This is a genomic window from Mycoplasma sp. 1018B (assembly GCF_024582675.1).
Lineage (GTDB): Bacteria > Bacillota_I > Bacilli_A > Mycoplasmatales > Metamycoplasmataceae > Mycoplasmopsis.
Genome location: NZ_CP102084.1, coordinates 279,074 through 299,869, shown reverse-complemented (window position 1 = coordinate 299,869; position 20,796 = coordinate 279,074). Strand labels below are relative to the sequence as shown.

The window sequence follows — 20,796 nt, the reverse complement described above, 5'->3', positions numbered from 1 at the left end:
AATTTTATAATAAATTTTATGTTTATTTTTAACTATTGTTTTCATTAATAATTTATATTTTTTATAATTTCATCATTTACAATTTTTCTATTTTTTATTTTAAATTTAATAAATTTAAAAACAATTAATCAAAATATTAAACTAATTAAAAGAATAAAAAATTATTTTTATTGATAATAAAATTAGAAATTATACTAATATAAAACTTAATAATCTTTTGAATCTTCTATAATGATACTACTAGATTATAAGTTTATTTTAATAAGTAAATTAATTATAAAATATATAAAATAAAATAATATTTATAATTTTTACTAATTAGACTATAAAATAGTTAAAAAATTATTTGATAATTATTTAATTTTTAATATTTTAATATAAATTACTAAGATTAAATAAATATTATAAGTATAATATTTATAATTTTTTATGCTTTAAATTAAAAAAAGGAGTAATTATGAATAAAATTAAAAAAACACTACTACTTAGTTCTTCTTTATCATTAACTTTAATAGCAACTAGTTGTTTTAATAACAAAGAACAAATGTTTGATAGTGAAAAAATTTTTAATGATTTAAAAATTAATTTTGCTTATACAAACAAAGAAAACACTCAAGCAAAAGATTTTGCAAAAGAAAATTTAAAAATTGAATTTTCAAATAATTCATATAATATCAAAATTGTTTCTTTTAATATTGTTAACATTGATAATGCTAACGGAACTATTTTGTTCAATTATTCTTTAGAATTTGATTATAAAAATCGAAAATATCAAAGTAAAAAATATACATATAAATTAACTGATTTTTTAAAAGAAATAAAAAAAGAAGATCTACCATCAGAAGAAATTCCAGCAGTTAGTGTTATTGAAAATACTTTAAGTAAAGAAGAAATTAATAATTTAATCAAACAATTAAATAATTTTAATATTAATTTTATTTATGAAAATAAAGAACAAGAAACTGTAAATCAATTTGATTTAACTAAATTAAAAAATGATTTGCCAAACGAAATAAAAAACAATCTCAATATAGTTGAATTAGTCATTAAAGAAATTAATAATGAAGATGGTTATGTAAAATTAGCTTATAAATTACAAACTCAAAAACAAAATGTTATTATTAATTCCGAAGAAAAAGAATTTATATTAGATGGTTTTATATCTAAGAATAAATTAAAACAAGATGAAAAACATCGCTTAAATCAATTGTTAAATAATATTGTTTTGTCATATACTAATTCAGAAAAAACACTAGCGTCATTAGCACAAATTAATAATTTTTATTGAGCAAATCAAATTGATTCACAAGCCAAATTAATTATTAAAAACATTCAAAATTATGATAACAATATGGGTAAAATAACTTTGAATATTCAACTACAAAGTTTAAAAAATAATTTTGAAGAAATATTTTCAGCAGAAAAAGATTTAACTTTTTCCAATTTTCTTACTTTAGAACAATTGAAAGAAAATAAAATTCAAGAACTTAATAATATTGCTCTTGATAATCAAATTAATAAAGTTTTTGCAATTAATAAAAATATTGAAAAAATTAAAGCTTCATCTATTAATAAAGAAGATATATTAACTAATTTAATTCCAACTTTTAATAACACTAAAATTGAAATAATTACTTTAAATAGTGATGATCAAATAGGTCAATTAGAAATTACCTATCGTTTAATTTATGAAGATAATTTAATTAAAGTTAATTCAAAAAATCATCAATTTTATCTATATAACTTTTTAACTAATCAAGAAATTTTACAAGAACAAATTAATCAAGAATTAACAAGATTAAACCAACAAAAAATTAGTTTTGATTATGCAAATAAAGAACAAATTTATGCTATTGATACAACTAAGGATCAACTTTTTGCCACTAATTTAGAAGATTTAAAAATTATTGATTTAAATATTTTAAGAAAAAATAATCGTCTTGGAGCAATAACTTTTAGTTACAAATTGCAAAGTACTAAAGAAAATTTAGAAAATTTAATTTCTCAAAGTTATACAACAGAATTGACTAATTTTAAACAAGGTTTATCTTTAGAAGATTTAGTTATTAATTTAACTAAAAAAGCTAATGATTTTGATTTAATGTTTGATTATCACGATAAGAATAATACTTTTATAGAAGAAGCAAATATAGACAATATTTATCAAAAAAATAATTTAAGTAAAGATTTAGAAGATTTTTATCTTAGTGAATTTGAAAATGTTGTTAAAGATGAACAAAACAATAATTTAATTTTTCAATATCGTTTAATTAGAGATGATTATTATGGTCATAAAATCATTTCTGATTTAAAAACAGTAACTATAAAAGGTTTTTTAAATAAAAAAGAAACTTTAACCAAAGCATATTTAAATCAATATCTTAATGAATACGATCTAAAAACTAAACAAGAAGATTTAAATGCTTTTAATATCAAATTATACGCAACAAGTATTAATTTAGATAATGCTTCATTTTATTTAAACCTTACAAATCAAGACAATGTAAATTTAAAAATAAAAAATTTAAATATTGATACAAACAATTTAAATCAATTAAATTTAGATTTAGTTGCTTCAAAAGATGAATATGAAGTTTCAAAAAAATTTACGATTAATTTTGAAAATGATTTTAATGAACGAATAAAAGATTTAAATATTTCTAAAATAGAAGAGTTATATACTATTGATTGAGATTTATTAAATTGATTATCAGGTAAAAATTTAAATAATCAAAGAGAAATTTTAAATAAAGCTTTTATTAAAAAAACTGCTAAAATAAATCATTTATATGATTATCAAATTAATTGAGATAAATCTAAATTTGAAATAATTGAAGAAAATAAAAATATCAGAAATACTAATAATGAAATTGTGCAAGTTAATGTCAAAGAGGCAAGATGAAATTTAACTATTGATCTTTATTTAAATAAATATTTAATTAAATCATTTACTAATCTTTTACTTGATGATCAAATAAGTAATGCTGAATTACTTGCGGGTAACTTTACTTTAGCTAATTCTTTTTTCAATAAAAAACATATTTATACTTTTATTCAAAAAGAGCAAACCAATATTACATATAAACCTAAACAAACTTTTATTGAAGATCTTAAAAATAATCAAACTTGATATGTTAAAGATTATTTAGTTAAATTAATTAATCAAATTAAAATTCAAAGTCCCCAATACAAAAATATCACTTTTGAAACTTTAAATGTTGATGATACGTTAAATCGTCAATTAATGAAAGAAATATTGTTAAATACTTTTGAATTTGAAACAAATGATTGGATTTTAGAAGAAGTTTTACCTTTAGTTAAAAATAATAATACAGATAATAAATTCAATTTCTTCGTACAACAAGATAATAATAATTTCAAAATGTTAGTTAAATTTACTAAAGAAGATCAAGAAATAATTTATCCAATATTTATTAATAATTTATTTGTTGATGATCAAAGTACACAACTATATCAATATATTAGTTGAATCCAAAATTCAGATTTTGAAAATATTTGATTAAATACTCAAATTCAAGCAGATAAAACACATGAATATTATTACGCAGATCAAATTTATGATAAATTAAATCAAATTTATAAATTACCTTCTTTTGGTGAATATGAATTAAGATTTTTAGATTCAACTCAAGCACATAGAATAAATAATATTTTATACAATCTTTATGATGGTACTGCTATTGTACAAGTAGGTTTATTTAAAAATGGTGAATTTACTAATTTAAAAACTAATAAAGTCTTTACTTTAAGAAATTTTCAAAAAATTGATTTTAATTATCACTTACCTAAAAATAATTGATTTAGTGAAAATGACTTTGTAAATCAACAATATACTCAACCTAATCAAACAACCAAAGATTTAATCAATAAATTAAATAGTCGTAATTTTAACTATAATTTTGTACAAGCATCATATAATGGTTCTAATCCTGGTTCAAGAACTGGACGTACTCTTAATCCTTCAATTATTGTTGAACAAAAAGCTTATTCAAAATTAAATTCACTTTTAAACATTGTCAATAACAATGATAATTTAGTGCAATTTATACAAATAAGTCAAGAAAATGATCCTAAACATAATCAAAATGTTTCTACTTTATTAAGAGATTATTTTATTTATTATTATGATGTTCAAAGTCCTAGCAAAACTGAATTAACTTTTAAATTAGGTTTTATTAGAAAAAATAATCCATTAGAAAGATATGCAACACCGCAAACTATACATTTAAAAAATCTTTACAATGATTATGAATTAAATGCATATCCTTATGCTTGAATTAATAATCTTACTTATGATGATTTAATTATTAATTATGAGGCTTTAAGTAAAATTACTACTACAGAATTTGCAATAAGTTTTAGAAATAAAACTTTGAATAATCATAATATTGTTAGAGTTAAAGATGTAGCTTATAATAACTTTAAAATGCCTAATGTTAATAATGTGGAAATTTCGGATTTTAGAATTTTAAATAATGGCAATGCAACAAGAGTATTTGTTAAATTACAATATAAAAATTTTGAACTTTTAAGTAGCAGACCTACAATAAGTGGTGATATTTGATATGAATTAAAAGGATTTAAAAATCAAGAATTATTACCTAATAGCAAAGAAGTTATTGAATCTATTTATCGTTATCTAGATGTTAAAGAAGATATGAAAAAAATCTTTTTAGCTGATGATAATCGCATTTTAAGACAAAGAAGAATTAATCTAAATTACAAAGATCTTATTTTTGATATTAATAAAAAACAAGATCAAGTTACTTGATTATTTAAAAAAGAATATTATCAAGCTTTATTACTTGATAGAGAACAACAAAATGCAAAAATTTATTTTCATTTTTTCACTAATTTACTTTATTTAGACCAAGATCGTATTAATCGGATTGCACGTTTTGATAAAGGTTTAGATGTAGAAATAAATTGAGATGAATTAGTTAATAAGAAAAAAATTATTAAATATGGACAAACAGATTTAGTTAATAATCAACAAGCTAATTTTGAATTAAGTTTTGAATTACAAGAAAATGGTATTTATTTTACTTATAAATTAATAGATAATGACATTAAACAATATAAAATAGTTGGAAATAATTTTGCAGAAACTTTATATAGATTTAATTATGATCAAGTACCAAATGAAAAATTTGATCCTAATAAAGCAGTTTATTTTAATAGTAATTATGGAACTTCAGTAACTATTGAATATGAAAATAATGTTGCTAATGAAATTTTTAGCGAATATCAAAGTAATAAATTTGATTATCAAAATTTAACAATTACACACGAAAATATGCCTTTTTACATTTATAATGAAGCTTATAATCATGGTGAAATGTTCAAATACAACCCCAATGAAACTTTACTTTATAAATGACATGAAGGTTATAAACTACCAATTGAAATAATGCATCTAAGTTATGATGATCAAAGAATGAAAAATTATAATGATCGTTCTTTAGCTTTAAGAATAGGTTCGAGAAATGGAGGCTTAAGTGGCGGTTCAGCTATGATGTTAGCTAAAGTGAGTGATGATCCTAATGATGGCAAATATTATTTTGTAACAAATAATCATGTGGTTAATAACAATAATACTGTTGATGATCCAACTAAACAAGCTTGAACACAAGGCATTAGATTTACACAAGCTAATCCTTTTAAAGAAACTTATTCTGCTGATGCTGAACAATTTATTTACACCTTTGATAATGTTACTAACGTTGATTCTTTAATTTTTTGAACTGGTTTTAAACAATATCGTGAAAATAATACTAATTTAAATAAATTAGATGTGGATTTAACTGTATTTATTTTAGATATTAAGCAAGCTATTGAAAATAGTAAAAAACAAGGACGCTTTAGTCCTGCTAAAAATTTAGAAAGAATGCTTTTATTAGATGATGTAAATTTACATGATACTAATAAAGATAATATTTTCTACTTTATTAATAGTGTACAAGAAGCAAATAATGTTAATAACATTAATAATGTGGCTAGATTTAAAAATAGATTAATTATTTCTACTCATCGTTATATTACTGGTTTTCCTGCTTCGATGCAAATAGGTTATATTGTTAATAGAAATCCTATTTTAGAAAATCGTGAGTTTTATCAAAGATTTTCAAATACTGTTAGTTATACGCCAATTTTAATAAGAGGGGGATCTAGTGGTACTGGAATAGTGGATGATAAAAATAATTTTGTTGGTGCTGTTAATAGTGCTGCTCATTATTATTATGGAGTAGCTTTTATTGATCAGCAAAATTTATGAAATCAAAGTGAAAAAGCCTTTAATAAATACAACTTTTTTGGCTATGTTGATAATAAAGAAGAAATTTGAAATATGGCAAATAAAAATTCTTTAGCAGCTAATATTATGAAATTAAATGCTTATGATCCAAGTATTAAAATACCTGAATGAATTTACAATGCAAAAGATATTCAAGGTCGCAATAAAAAATAATTTTAATTAAATTTGTACACAATAAAAATAACTATAAATAAGGTTTGACTATGAAATTAAAATTTAAAAAATATTTTTCCTTGCTTAGTTTGTCTTCCTTATCATTCATTGTTTTAGCAAGTAGTTGTACTAATGAAAATGAAGAAAAAATTGATAGTTCATTAATTTTTGCACAAACAAAAATCAATTTTAATTATCAGCAAGACGAAATTATTAATGATAAAATTGATCCTAATTTAATTGAATATTCAATTTTAGATAATCAATATCAAATGAAAGTGATCAATTTACAAATAGGACAAATTGATAAAGCCAATGGAGTAATTAACTTTACTTATAATTTAACTTTTAATTATAAAAAACAAACTTACACTAGTTTAGTAAGAATTGCGCAATTAACTAATTTAACTTTTGTTGATGAACAAAAGAATAATAAAGAAAACAATCAAAGTGATGAAATGCAAATTAAAGAAACATTAAATAATATTAATGTTACTTTTTCATTGGATGATTCAAATATTTTAGCTTCAAATGTTCAAATTGAACAAATTAAAAATAATCTTAAAGAATTAGATTCAACTTTAACAATTACTAATTTAAACATTTTACAAGCAAATGATACAACTGGTCAATTAATAATTGAATATACTTTAGAAAAATTAGTTAATAATGAAAAGTATCAAGTTAAAAAACATTTTACAATCAATAATTTACAAACAAAAAATGATCAAAATACTAAAGAATTAATAAATAAAGAAAAAGAACGTTTAGATGAGCTTTTAAATAATCTTGAATTAACTTATAATAATGCTCAAGAAATTTTACCTTCAGAAAATCAAAAAGATTCTTTTTCGTTAATTAATACTTTAGATCAAGCTAATTTAAAAATTTTAGCTATTAAAAATATTAATGATCAAAATGGTTCATTAGATCTAGAAATTCAAATACAAAGTACAAAAGAAAATTTACAAAAAGTAACATCTAATACTAGAACTATTAATTTAAATATTTTTGATAACATTAATAAACGCAATGATAAAAAAATAAAAGAACTTAAAGAAAAATTAAATAACTTAGAAATTAGTTTTGATTATGTCAATAAAAGTAATATTTTAGCTTCACAAGCACAATTAGATAATTTAATTTATGAAAAAAATCTTGATGATAACATTAAAATTTCTAACATAGAATTTATAGAACAAAACGATACTTTAAATCAAGTCAAATTAACTTATACTTTAAGCGTTTCTTATTTAAAACAAACTTTAGAAAATGTTAAATATTTTACTATTGAAAATTTTAAATCCTTAGAAAAATATAATCAAGAACAAAAACAAAAAGAATTACATGATGAAAAAAATAGATTAAATCATTTAATAAATACTTTAAATCTTGATTATCAAAATAAAGCACAAACATTACCTTCGCAAGTACAAACAGATAAATTTATTTTCAATTCTCAAAATAATGACTTTGAATTGCAAATTATAAATATAGAAGAAAAAAATGATACTAAAGGAACTTTAAAAGTTGCTTATAAACTTCTTTCTTTAAAAAATAACTTAGAAAATGTTTCTTCAAATATTCATGTTATTGAATTAAATGATTTTAATAATTTAGAAAAATTACAAAATCAATATAAACTAATGTTGAATCAAATAGCTCAAGATAAACAAGTTTCTAAAATCTTTTTATATTGCAAGGGCAATTTTAAAGATTTTAAAGCTTCAAATGTTTTGCAAAATGATTTAGTAGCTTTATTTAATCCTCAACAAAAAAATATTTACATTCAAATTAAAGAAATTAAAGCTAATGATGATATTGGTTCTTTAGAAATTAAATATCAATTATCTACACAAGTAGAACAGATGTTAATTAAAAGTGATATTTGATCAGCAATAATGTTTGGTTTTAAAACTAACGATAATGCTAATCATGAGGCTATAAATGAAGAATTAAAACGTTTAAATGCTAATAATTTTGACTTTAATTATCCTAATAAAAATCAAACTTATGCATTAGATGCTAAAGCAGAACAGTTTACAACTAATTCTAATGATCAAATAAAATTAGTCGAACCAAAAATAATTGAACAAGTTAATCAAGAAGCTAAAGTAACTTTACAATATCGTTTAAAAAGTTTAAAAACTAATTTAAATGCTGAAATAATTAGTGATATTTTAACTAAAGAAATATCTGGATTTAAACAAGGTTTATCTTTAGAGCAATTAATAACTAATGAAAAAGAAAAATTAAATAAAACTAATTTTACTTTTGATTATCCTAATAAAGAAAATACTTTTACCGAAGAAGCTAAATTAGAAAAAATTCAAATTACAACAAATAATAATTATCAAAATGAAGAGTTAAAAAATCTTACTCATGATTTAAAAACAAATAGTATAAGTTTTGAATATCAAATTTTTATAGAAAATTTTTATGGACAAAAAATATCTTCAAATGTTAAAAAAGTTACTATTTCAGGATTTAAAAATAAACAAGCTTTTGAAAATCAAAATAGTGTGGATACTTTTTTAGCATCTTATACAATTACTGAAAATCCTTTAATTAATCAAGATTTAAATATTAAACTTTATTCAACTAGTATTTCAGAACAAAACGCTCCTTATTTTTTAAATTTAGCAAATGATAAAGAAATAAATTTAAAAATTAAAAATATCAAAATAGATGATAATAATTTAAATCAAATTAGTTTAACTTTAGTAGCTCAAAAGGGTGATTATACTAAAGAAGAACAAAGAACATTTACTTTTAAAAATGATGTAACTTCTTTAACTAATGGTTTAAGTTTTAACTCAATTGAAGAATTATATGATGTAGATTATGCTTTTTTAAATTCTTTAGCAGGAAATGATTTAAGAAATAAAACTAATTTGTTAAATAGTGCTTTTAGTAAAAAAGTAGAAAAATTAAATAATTTATTTGATTATGAAATTAATTGACAAAAATCAAAAAATGATATTAGTCAAGTAGAAAAAAAAGTTAGAGATGTTAATCGTCAAGAAAAAAATGCTAAAGTTTTTGTTTTAAAATGAAATTTAGTTGTTGATGTTAAATTAAATGGTAAAACTATTAGAAGTTTTAGTAATTTCAAAACTGCAGACAATAGAAATCAGCACGATTATTTTGGCGGTAATTATTTATATACTTATTTAATTAATGATGATTTTAATGTCACATATAAACCTAGTCAATATTATTTAACTAATGCTAAATTTAATAACAATAAAACTGATGAATTTTTATTAACATACATAAATAATACTGCAAAAGAAATTAAAAATACTAATGATAAATATAAAGATGTGATAATAGAAGGTAGAAATGCTACTTTAAACCAAAATGATGCTATTAATAAAGAATTATTTAAAGAAATAGTTCTAAAAAGTTTTGATTTTGAATTAAATGGTTGAAAAATAGAAGAAGTAGTTAGTTATTTAAATAATGAAAATGACAAATTTAATTACTTTTATGTTCAACCAAATAATTTAATTAAGTTATTATTAAAATTAACTAAAAATGATCAAGTAGTTTATTTCCCTTTAATTTTTAATAATTTTAACTATGATATCCATCAACTAGAAGATGCTTTCTTTGTAAATTTAATTTCAGGAAATAATATTTCCAAAATATTATCACAAGTTAAATTTAAAAAAGAAAATGATACGCACCAAAATTATTTAGCTTCAAAAATTTATGATAATTTAAATGATTTTTATGAATTACCTTCTAATGGACGTTATCAAATAAAATTTTTAACTAAAGATCAAACTACTTTAGGTTCCCCTATTAGGCCAGTAAATCACTTTGATGATGCTAAAGGTGAAACAATTGTACAATTTGGTTTATTTGAAAATGGTCAATATACAGGCATTAGTACATTAGGTTATACTCTAAAATATTTTAAAACCAGAGAACATAGTGATTTTTATCCTGAAAATAAATGATTTAATGTTGATGATTTTAATGATGATACTAAATATACAAAACCAGAAGAAAATATTATTAATGAAATAAATAAAATCAATAGTACTAATTTTATTTATAATTTCGTGCAAGGTTCACCGAATAATGAAAAAGATTTAAGAACCAGAAGAACTTTAGATCCTAAATTATTAGTTGAACAAAAAGCTTATGCTCAATTGAATCATTTATTGACAATGATTAATAACAATAGTTCACAAAAACAACATGATTTGCTTAAAAACAATACTGATTCAGTAAATAATGTTAATATTAATAATTTATTAAGAGATTATTATGTTTATTATTATGATGTTAAGTCTTCAAAAGCTAATAGTTTAACTTTTAAATTAGGCTTTATTAATAAAACAAATAACAATTTAAGATATAGTTCTAATAAAGAAATTGTTTTGGAAAATCTTTATAATGATTATCAATTAGAAGCTTATCCTGAAGCTCTTATTAATAAAATTACTTTGCAAAATTTTAAATTTAAAAGTGAAACACTTAAAAAACAAAATACTTCTAGTTTAATTAGTTATTTTAATACTAATAAAAAAATTGATAATGATTATTTTACTATTGCAGAAATTGATTATAACAATTGAAAATTACCTAATTGAAATAATTTAGAAATAGCTGAAGTAAAAAATATTAAAAATAGAATTTTTATCAGACTAAAATATTCAAAATATATTTTTCCACAATATGCCAATAGTACTAAAAATATTTTAGGTGATACATGATATGAAATTGGACATTTTAGTGATTGAACAGATGATAATTTGACTGATGAACAAATTTTAAACTTTTTAACTGTTCAACATAATATGAAAAAAGTCTTTTTAGCAAATGGTAAAATTTTAAGACAAAGAAAAATTAAATTAAATTACAAAGATAATTATTTTGATTTAAGCAAAAATAAAAAAGAAATAACATGATTATTTAAAAAAGATTATTATGAACCATTATTAAAACAAAATAAAGTAACTAATGCTAAAATTAATTTTGAATTTTTTACCAATATTTTATATTTAGATGAAAATCGTTATAACAGAGTTTTAGATTCTAAACAAAATTTAAATATTACTTTAGATTGAAATGAATTAGTAAAACAAAAAACTCTTATTTTTAAAAAAGAAACTCAAAGCGTTAATAATATTAAAATTGATTTTACTTTAAGTTTTACTTTAAATGAAGAAGGTATTCATTTTAGTTATAAATTAGATGATGATAATGATTATTTAATAGTTGCAAATAATATAGCTGAAACTCTTTATTATCATCAAAAAACTTTACCAGAAGTTAAATTCGATAAAAATAAAGCAATTTATTTTAATCAAAATTTTGGAACTAATGTTAACATTCAATACCAAAATGAAATTGAAAATGAAATTTTTAGTAAATATCAAAGCAACAAATTTGATTATCAAAATTTAAGTATAACTCCTGAGAATATGCCTTTTTATATTTATAATGAAGGCTATAATCATGGTGAATTATTTAAATATAACCCTAATGAAAATTTAATTTATAAATGACACGAAGGATATAAACCTTCAGTTGAATTTATGCATTTAAGTTATAAAGATCAAAGAATTAAAGATGTTAATAATCGAGTTTTAGCCTTTAATAATGGTTCTTCTTTAATGCTTGGTAAAGTTAATAAAGATGAAAAAGATGGCAAATATTACTTTATTACTAATAATCATGTGGTTAATAACAATAATACAATTGAAACACCTTGAGAAAATGCCTGAAAAACAAATGCTAATTTCACTTTAAATGGAACTAATAAACATGTTATTTCGGCTGATGATCAAAAAGGCGTAGACAATGAAAATGCTACTTCTACACCAATTTTTACTTTCTGAACAGGATATAAACAATATAATAATGACGGCGAAATACATGTTGATAGTAAAAATAAATTAGCTGTTTTACCTGATTTATCTACTTACATGATTGATGTTAATAATATTATTAATAATCTTAAAAAACAAGGTAAATTTAGTGCTGCTTTATGATTTGAAAATCTGAAAAAATTACCAAATTTAGGCATAAGCGATTACAATAAAGATAATATTACTTACTTTTTAGAAATGCATAAAGCTGTTAATAAAAAACCTAGTTTTGAAAATAAATTGAATTTTTCAACTAATCGTTTAATGACAGGTTTTCCTGGTTATAAACAAATTGGTTATATTTATAATGATAGTACTATAGGAATAGCAAGAGAAAGTTATCAAAGAACTTCTGTAGAAACTAGTTATGCTCCAATATTCTTTAGAGGCGGTTTAAGTGGTACGGGAGTAGTAGATGATAGAGGTAATTATATTACTAGTTTAAATGCTGCATCATTCTATAATTTTTCTACTTCATATTACAATTATTCTGTAGCTTGAAATAAAGATAAAAATAAATATGAAAAATTTAATTGATTTGGTTTTGCTCCTAATATTGAACAACTATATAAATTAGCTAATAAAAATTCTCTTGCTTCAACTTTTTTAAAATTAAGTGCTTGAGACAGTACAATTGAAATACCTGAATGAGTATTTAATCCTAAACAATTACACAAAAATTAATTATTAATATTAAAAAATAAATTAAATTACAATACCAAACAATATTAATTTCATAAATTTAAATAAATTTTTTAGAAAATTTACTGTTAAATTAAATATTTAAATTATTAAAAATACACATTTTAGTTTTAAAATGTGTATTTTTAATATATTTGACTAGAAATAATTTATTTAAAAATTAAAAAGTACAAAAATTTGTTTTTTGAATATGAAAAGATTAATTTTTTTGAAAATAATCAAATATCTTATTTAAATAAAATTCATATTGTTGTTCTCTTTTATCTATTTCTGCGGGTAAACCGATATTTAAATCTTTACAAATAGCTTCAAAATTATCTAAAATATTTACTATTTTGTTTTGTATTTCTAATGAAGGCAAATTACCTGCGTTTCCCACTTAGTAGACTAAAAAAACAAATATCGTTTACGTTAACGCTATTTGTTTTTCGTAATTTTTAAATATTTAACATTTTTTTAATGATTTCATAATTAGATCAATGTTCATCTATACTTGCATTTTTTATTTTAATGCTTTTTATTAAAGTTTCTTCTGAATAATGTTCTAAAACTTTAACATTCTGAATTATTTTAACAATTTTATTTATTGTAAATTTATTTTTATCTTCTAAACCTGTTGAATAATTTATTTGGTAAACTAAAAATTTCAAAAGTACTAAAGCTAAAAAACATAAACAAATATAACCTTCAATATGTTTTCAAGTTTGTAAATAAATCGGTCTTAATTCAAGTGTACCTTTTAATGTTCTAAAATTTTCTTCTATTTGTCATTGTCTTGTATAAAGATTAATCACATCTTTTTCACTTAAATCTAATCTATTAGTTTCGTAAACGTAATAACCGTCAAATTGTTGGTCTTTTTCGATTTTTTCATGGTCTAATAAGTAGTAACCATTTTTATTGCTTGCTTTATAAAATCTACATTTTTTTGAACCAACTAAATCTGTGTAATTAACTACACCATTTGTAGCTTTTTTATAGAAATTATCAATGAGAATTTTACGATCCTCAAAATCTTTTTTGGCTCTTTTATCACTATAAGTGATAATTTGTTTTCTAGTATGTCCGTTAAATCTAGTTTTTTAAAGAGTGAATCAACTTCACGCGTTTTATAACGTAAGCCTTCACTATTTGTTTCATAATTATCTTGATTTAAGACAAAGTTTTTAAAGTCCTTTGTAGCTGATTTTAAACGATAGGAAATAATGTAATAAAAATTTTTATCTTCTAGAAAACGAATATTTGCATTAGTTCACATGCCTCTATCAGCTACAATTGTAACTTTTTTAATATTATAAATTTTGGCTAATTCCACTATAAAAGGTATAAAAGAAGATGAATCAGTTGTATTACCCGGAAATACTTTATAATAAAGTGGAATACCGTTAATATCAGTTGCCATACCTATAACTATTTGATCTTCTTTGAATTTACCATCTTTAGAATAACCAGGCATTTTCATACCATTTCTAGCAAAAGTTTCAAAATATGTAGTCGTTGAATCAAATCAAATAACTTCAACATTTCTTTTAAAATCATTCATTAATTTAGCATTAATATTTTTAATATTTCGTTTCTATTATCAGATATATATTCTAAAGCACGATAAAAAGAGTTTTTACTGAAAGTTTTTAAATTATGCTCTTTCATTTCATTGCATGTTCCCAAAATACTTTTAGGATCTTTAATTCTTTGGAAAATCATTTGTTTTACTGTTGTTGTAAGACTTACAGATTTTGTCACTTTGCAATCATTGAAAATATCAAAATAATCAATCAATTTCTCTATTATTTCATAGCCTTTATATTTTTCAATAAATTCATTTTTACTTGAGAAGAGTTTTTTAATTTTTATTAATTTCATCAATAATTTCTTCTTTTGTAGCTGTTATAGAAAATTTACTTACTATATCTTTTATTATTTCCAATGCATTTTCATTATACTCTTGATATTTTTCAAGAAATCCAATGCTAAATCTGGCTCCATAGGAATTTGCACCATGGTTATGATAACCAATTTGTAAATAAGTTCCATTAGGTCTTTTAGATTTACCAACAATTCATTTACGATCTAATATATTTTTATTTTTCATATTTTAATTATATAATAAAATAGACTAATAGACTATAAAATATTTATATATTTAATAATAAATATATAAATAAATTAATAAAAAGTCCAAATAGGACTTAAGTGGGAAACACGGGAAAAGTACAAAAATTTGTTTTTTGAATATGAAAAGATTAATTTTTTGAAAATAATCAAATATCTTATTTAAATAAAATTCATATTGTTGTTCTCTTTTATCTATTTCTGCGGGTAAACCGATATTTAAATCTTTACAAATAGCTTCAAAATTATCTAAAATATTTACTATTTTGTTTTGTATTTCTAATGAAGGCAAATTAATTTTTAAATTGCTTATATAATCCTTATTAATTTTTTCTGGAATTGCTTTTATGTTATTGGCAAAAATATTTTTTGAATAGAAACTAAAAAATAAAAATGTATTTTTGATTTATATTTTTAATTTTAAATTTTAAAGTTAAACATACATCATTTGCTCAAAATTTTTCTTTTTCTCATTGAACTAATCCCGCAGTACCAAATTCTGCTATAACAATTTGATTTGCTTCTCTATTAAAAGTAGAATATTTACCTAAGTAATTAATTCCACCACTTTTAACATTATAACCATTAGCAGTAAGATCTTTTTTGGTTATTCTCGTGCCTCTTTCTAATAATGCAATATCAGAAAAAGTTACTTTGATATTTTCAAAAATCAAAAGAAGAAATTTAATTAGCTGCTCTCTCTCTCTCCAATACCTTTATTATCTATAATTCCGGTTTCAAGGTATTTGAAAATTGCATCGCGATAGTACTCGTATTGCTCTTGTCTTTTTACTTTTTCAGCAGGAAGACCAATGTGTAAATCTTTACAAATCAATTCGAAATTATCAAGAACTTTGACTATTTTCTCTTGAGTTTTTAAAGAAGGTATTTTCACTTCTAATTCTTTTAAAATATCCTTTCTTATACCCTTTAAAGCAGTACCTGATGAATTTTTTCAATGTATTCTTGACTTTTTGAACTTGATAAAATGTAATATAAAAACTTAGGAACAACTATTTGTTTATTGGGTTTTAATAAAAAATTGATTCACTGCAATTTCAATTGTTAATGGGGATATCTACAATAGCAACCTTTCCTAAAGTTCCTATACTTGATAATAAAATATCATCTTTTTCTAAATTTGATCTACTTTGTATTTTTAACATTGCTTCATCATTAATTAAATCTGTTTTTTCATTAAACACAATTTTTCCACTTATTATTTCTTTTATTGTTAAATAAAAATTATTGGCATTTTCAGTGTTTAATTTAAAGTGATCCCTAGGATTTAAACCTGTTTTTAGACTGATTAAAATGTCTTCTAATTTGTATGAAATAAAATTAGAATTTGTAGACAAATTGTTGTTTAAGAACAATTTGTCTCTATAAAATTTATATTGCTCGTCCCTTGCCTTCAGTTCCGCCTTCAGTTCCGTCGAATACTCGGTAAATTTGTCAAGAATTTCAACTATTTTGTTTTGAACCTTTATTTCTGGGTACTTTATTTTTATTTCTTTCAAATCAGAAATCCTAATAGTATTTACAGTGCCTTTTTTTATTATTTTATCAATATTACTTTTGTGACTTATCAAATAATAAAATAAAAATTTTGTATTAATTTCTTTTTTATCTATAGGTGATACAGAGAAACATTTATCTGTTAATCAATATTTTGTTTCAACAAACCCAATATATCCTGCTGTTCCTGCTCTTGAAATTGTTATTGAACTATCAGAATTATATTTATTGTATCAACCTAATGGATTAACCCCGCCACTAATAACGGGAAAACTTCCCTTTTCAGAAATTTCTTTTCTAGTAATACATTCACCTACAATTACATTAGCTATATCTGATAATTTTTTTTCATTTAAATTTAATTCTTTTCCTAATAACTCTTCAAATAATTTCATTACTTTTATCCTTCAAGTTCATTGATGATTTTATCAATTTCGTTACGTAAAACAGCTTGATGGGCAACAATTTCTTTTAATTCTTGATTTAATAATTTAATATTTCCATTATTATCACTTAATTCTTCTATTTGTTTTGCAGATAAATAAGAATATTTTTGTAAATTTTTTAATTGTTTTGTTTTATCAAAATCTTTAAAAGTTTTAGACCAAATAGTCACTTCATATAATTTTTTATGTAAAATTTGATTATTTTCTTTATTTTCTTTTAATAAATCAAATAAATTCATAATTTATTAACTTTCTAAAATATTTAAAATCACGTCGTAATAATTATTAAATAAATTTACCAAATTAACAAATGCGTTATTTTCTTCTAAATTTAACTTTTTAAGATTTTGCAAAATATCATTTATTTGAGTAAGATTTTCTTGTACATTTTTATTATCTTTATCTAAATAATTATTGTAAACATTATTTATTTCACTGATTAAATTTGTATGAATGATTTTAAGATTATCATTTTTAAATTTATTTATTAAATTAGCTAATTGATTTTTTAATTCTTGATATTTATTATCAAAACTTATTTGATCAAATTTTTGATTATAAAAATTTAATAAACTAAATTTAGCAATTAATTTATCTATTTCAACAACTAAATTAAGATATTGATTATTTAGATTATTAATTATAGAAGTCAATGTTTTAAAAGTTCTTAAATCTTGATCTTTGATATCAATAAATTCATTAAAAGTAAGTAAATATTTATCAGCGTAAAAGTCTTTTTTACTATTAAATTCGTTATTCAAAGATGCTAATTTATTAGCAAATACATTATTAAAAGTTGATAATTCATTTTTAATTGTTTTAATTTCTAAATTTAATAAATCATTAGATCAAAAATTTATTATATTCTCAAATAATTCATTAAATAAATAAGGGTTAAAATTAATAGGATCGTTTTCATCGCCTGCTTTAATAATTCTTAAAGTTAAAGCATTTAATCCACTTAAATATTCATTGAATTGTTTAATATTAGTTTGTGTTTCTGTGGTTTGTTCTAAAGTATTAAATCAATATTTGAATAAATTTACAAAACTACCAAAAAGAAAATTAAGTTCGTTTTCTCAATAAGGACTATTTAAATTATAGTCTTTTCAATTTAACAAAAGATTCTTTAAATTACTTAAATTATTTTTATTCTCACTATCAGTTAATTTATTTAATAAACTGTCTAAAAAAGTTAAAATTTGCGAAGTTAAATTATTTAAATGTTTAAATTTATTTTGATAATGTTTTATTAAATCATCATCAATATTTAATTCTCTTTGAAAAGAAAAAAGATAATTTCTAATTCTAATATCTTCTAAATCTTTATTTTCACTTGGCGCATCACTTAACAAACTTTTTAAATAACTTATTCTTTTAGCAATTATTTGATTATTTTCATTTTCTTTAAGCAAAGTCTCAATTTGAGTTTTTAATTGAATATATTGATTTCATAACTCATCAGATACTTTTGTTTGAATTAATTTAATATCATTAATTTCATTTACTTTTAATTGTTCATTGGTAACACTTTGCGGTAATAAATAATTTTGTGGTACTAAAACTTTAATTTCTTCTAATAAATTATTTGAAATATTTTTTAAAATAAAAGTATTTAAAACATTACCAGAAGGATCGCTAAAATTAATAACAGTTTGTTCAATTTTTGTTTGTTTGTGATTATCTTTATTTGATGAATCTTTTTCGTTTTCATTTTTCTGAATACAAGAAGAAGCAATTAATATTGGTAAAGTCGCATTAATAATACAAGTTCCTAAGCATAATATTCTTTTTATTTTCATTTTTATTATTCTTTCTTTTCTAAATAAATTATGTTAATTTTACCATATTGTTTTTTACGTTTAATTTGTAAATTCGAAGGAATTATAATTTCTTTATCATTATCAGTTTCAATAATAATTAAACCGTTTTGACTTAATAAATTAGCATTATTAATTATTTTTAAAACATTATTTAATAAATTTATATTTTTATAAGGTGGATCTAAGAAAAAATAATCACATTCAAAATCAATCTTATTTAAAAAATCTTCTGCATTAGAATAAATAATTTCTAAATTCGTTAAATTTAAATTTTTTTTATTATTTTCTATACACTTAATAGCCATTAAATTATTATCAACAGCATAAGCTTTTTGTGCATTATTACTTAATGCTTCAATTGCTAAATTGGCGCTTCCAGCAAAAAGATCAACTACAATTTTATTTTCTAAATTAAAACGAATACTATTAAAAATAGCCTCTTTAATACGGTCAATTGTAGCTCTTGTAATTTCTAATGGTGGTTGTTCTAATATACGCGAACGATATTTACCTGAAATAACTCTTAACATTCTAATTAAATTCCTCGTCGATATAATTTAATAAATCTTCTTGACTTTCTTGATCTAAATTTTTTCATAAATTAAAAGCATCTTCTATATTCAAATTAAGCTTTTGATTATTATTAGAAGGTATTTGAATTTCATAAACGCCACCTTGATTATAAAGAGCATATTCTAAATTATTTTCTAATAAAACATTATCCAAAGTATTTTGCAAAACCTTTTTGCCTTTACCTGTAATAATATAAAGTTTATTTTTATTAGTTTCTTTAGCTTCAAGTAAAGCTAAAGATATTTGACTTACTGCTTGAGCTTGATTTAAATGGTGTAAATCTAGAGCTTGATGGTAATTATCAATTTTCATACTAGATTTTAATTTTCTCTTGTTTTTTGACATTCCGGGCAAAAATATGTTCCTCTTTGATTTAGAAAAATCTTAATGATTTTAAAACCACAACGAACACAAGGATCATTTTCATGACCGTGAACTTTTAGAAAATTTTGAAAAAATCCTTTTTTACCATCAACAGAAGTATAAGACTGTATTGATGAGCCACCTAAAGCTGTTGATTTTTCCATTATTAATTGAGCTGATTTAATAATTTGTCTAAATTTTTTTTTAGTTAAATTGCAAATATTGGTTGCTGGATGAATTTTTTGATCTCATAAAGCTTCATTTGCATAAATATTACCTATACCTACTACTATACTTTGATCTAATAGTAAAGTTTTAATTTTAATACGACGTTTTTTGATTTTTTCTCAAGTTTGATCAATATTTAATTTAGCTGGTTCCTGCGCTAATTTACTTAAAGGTAAAGTATTAAAAAGTTCATTGCTATATTTAAAATGAAAAGTTCCAAATTGACGATAATCATTATAAAATAAAGCACTATTATCACTAAAAGTAAAAACTACATAATCGTGAGCTTCTAATTCTCTTCTTCTTTTATAAGTATTATATTTACCCGTCATTCTTAAATGACTAATAATATGTTTTTCATTAGTTAAATTAAAAATAATATGTTTACCAAAATTGGTAATACTTAAAATTGTTTCTCCTTCTAAATTATTAATAAATTCATTTACTGTTACATTTTGTATCATTTTATCTTTAAAAATTTCTACTTTACTAATTGTTTTATTAACTATTAAAGCATTTAAATTTTTACAAACTGTAATAACTTCTGGCATTTCTGGCATAAACTAATTATAATAAGTTATTTAAATAACTTAATTTTTACTTAAATAAATTTAATAAATACAACAAAAGATAAAAAAAATATTAAAAGTTCATAA

General features: G+C 21.0%; 12 protein-coding genes and 1 pseudogene. 2 read left to right on the top strand and 11 right to left on the bottom strand.

The window, feature by feature from the left end:
- The first annotated feature begins 457 nt into the window (after positions 1 to 457).
- Positions 458 to 6,487: an MGA_1079 family surface serine endopeptidase gene (locus NPA14_RS01140; RefSeq protein WP_257076188.1), complete on the top strand. Its 6,030-nt coding sequence runs from the start codon at positions 458 to 460 to the stop codon at positions 6,485 to 6,487.
- Between the two features lie 50 nt (positions 6,488 to 6,537).
- The gene (locus NPA14_RS01135; RefSeq protein ID WP_257076187.1) at positions 6,538 to 13,059 is read left to right on the top strand and encodes an MGA_1079 family surface serine endopeptidase; all 6,522 of its coding nucleotides are present in this window, start codon (positions 6,538 to 6,540) and stop codon (positions 13,057 to 13,059) included.
- A 217-nt stretch (positions 13,060 to 13,276) separates the two neighbouring features.
- Here NPA14_RS01135 and NPA14_RS01130 read toward each other — a convergent pair whose 3' ends face one another.
- The 11 genes and pseudogenes from NPA14_RS01130 to mutM all read right to left on the bottom strand — a co-directional run bounded on the left by NPA14_RS01130 (position 13,277) and on the right by mutM (position 20,700).
- Entirely contained in the window at positions 13,277 to 13,456 is a 180-nt protein-coding gene (locus NPA14_RS01130) for a hypothetical protein (protein WP_257076186.1), read from the bottom strand.
- A 58-nt stretch (positions 13,457 to 13,514) separates the two neighbouring features.
- Positions 13,515 to 15,100, bottom strand: a pseudogene (locus NPA14_RS01125) (IS1634 family transposase).
- 120 nt (positions 15,101 to 15,220) lie between these two features.
- Positions 15,221 to 15,529, bottom strand: coding sequence for a restriction endonuclease subunit S (locus NPA14_RS02925; protein WP_373456865.1), 309 nt, complete (start codon positions 15,527 to 15,529; stop codon positions 15,221 to 15,223).
- 40 nt (positions 15,530 to 15,569) lie between these two features.
- Positions 15,570 to 15,863 carry a restriction endonuclease subunit S gene (locus NPA14_RS01120; protein WP_257076185.1) on the bottom strand — a complete coding sequence of 98 codons (294 nt, stop codon included), beginning with the start codon at positions 15,861 to 15,863 and terminating at the stop codon, positions 15,570 to 15,572.
- Between the two features lie 14 nt (positions 15,864 to 15,877).
- A complete protein-coding gene (locus tag NPA14_RS01115) occupies positions 15,878 to 16,183 on the bottom strand; it encodes a restriction endonuclease subunit S (RefSeq protein ID WP_306428730.1) in 306 nt (101 codons plus the stop codon).
- Between the two features lie 37 nt (positions 16,184 to 16,220).
- Positions 16,221 to 17,102: a restriction endonuclease subunit S gene (locus NPA14_RS01110; RefSeq protein ID WP_257076184.1), complete on the bottom strand. Its 882-nt coding sequence runs from the start codon at positions 17,100 to 17,102 to the stop codon at positions 16,221 to 16,223.
- Between the two features lie 5 nt (positions 17,103 to 17,107).
- On the bottom strand, positions 17,108 to 17,392 hold the full coding sequence (locus NPA14_RS01105; protein ID WP_257076183.1) for a hypothetical protein: 285 nt from the start codon (positions 17,390 to 17,392) through the stop codon (positions 17,108 to 17,110).
- Positions 17,393 to 17,398: 6 nt separating this feature from the next.
- Positions 17,399 to 18,955, bottom strand: coding sequence for a hypothetical protein (locus NPA14_RS01100; protein WP_257076181.1), 1,557 nt, complete (start codon positions 18,953 to 18,955; stop codon positions 17,399 to 17,401).
- A gap of 5 nt (positions 18,956 to 18,960) precedes the next feature.
- Positions 18,961 to 19,506 (bottom strand): 16S rRNA (guanine(966)-N(2))-methyltransferase RsmD, encoded by a 546-nt coding sequence (gene rsmD, locus NPA14_RS01095; RefSeq protein ID WP_257076180.1) that lies wholly within the window; start codon positions 19,504 to 19,506, stop codon positions 18,961 to 18,963.
- A gap of 1 nt (position 19,507) precedes the next feature.
- Positions 19,508 to 19,861 carry a Smr/MutS family protein gene (locus NPA14_RS01090; protein WP_257076178.1) on the bottom strand — a complete coding sequence of 118 codons (354 nt, stop codon included), beginning with the start codon at positions 19,859 to 19,861 and terminating at the stop codon, positions 19,508 to 19,510.
- A gap of 8 nt (positions 19,862 to 19,869) precedes the next feature.
- Entirely contained in the window at positions 19,870 to 20,700 is an 831-nt protein-coding gene (mutM, locus tag NPA14_RS01085; RefSeq protein ID WP_257076177.1) for a DNA-formamidopyrimidine glycosylase, read from the bottom strand.
- Between the last annotated feature and the right edge of the window lie 96 nt (positions 20,701 to 20,796).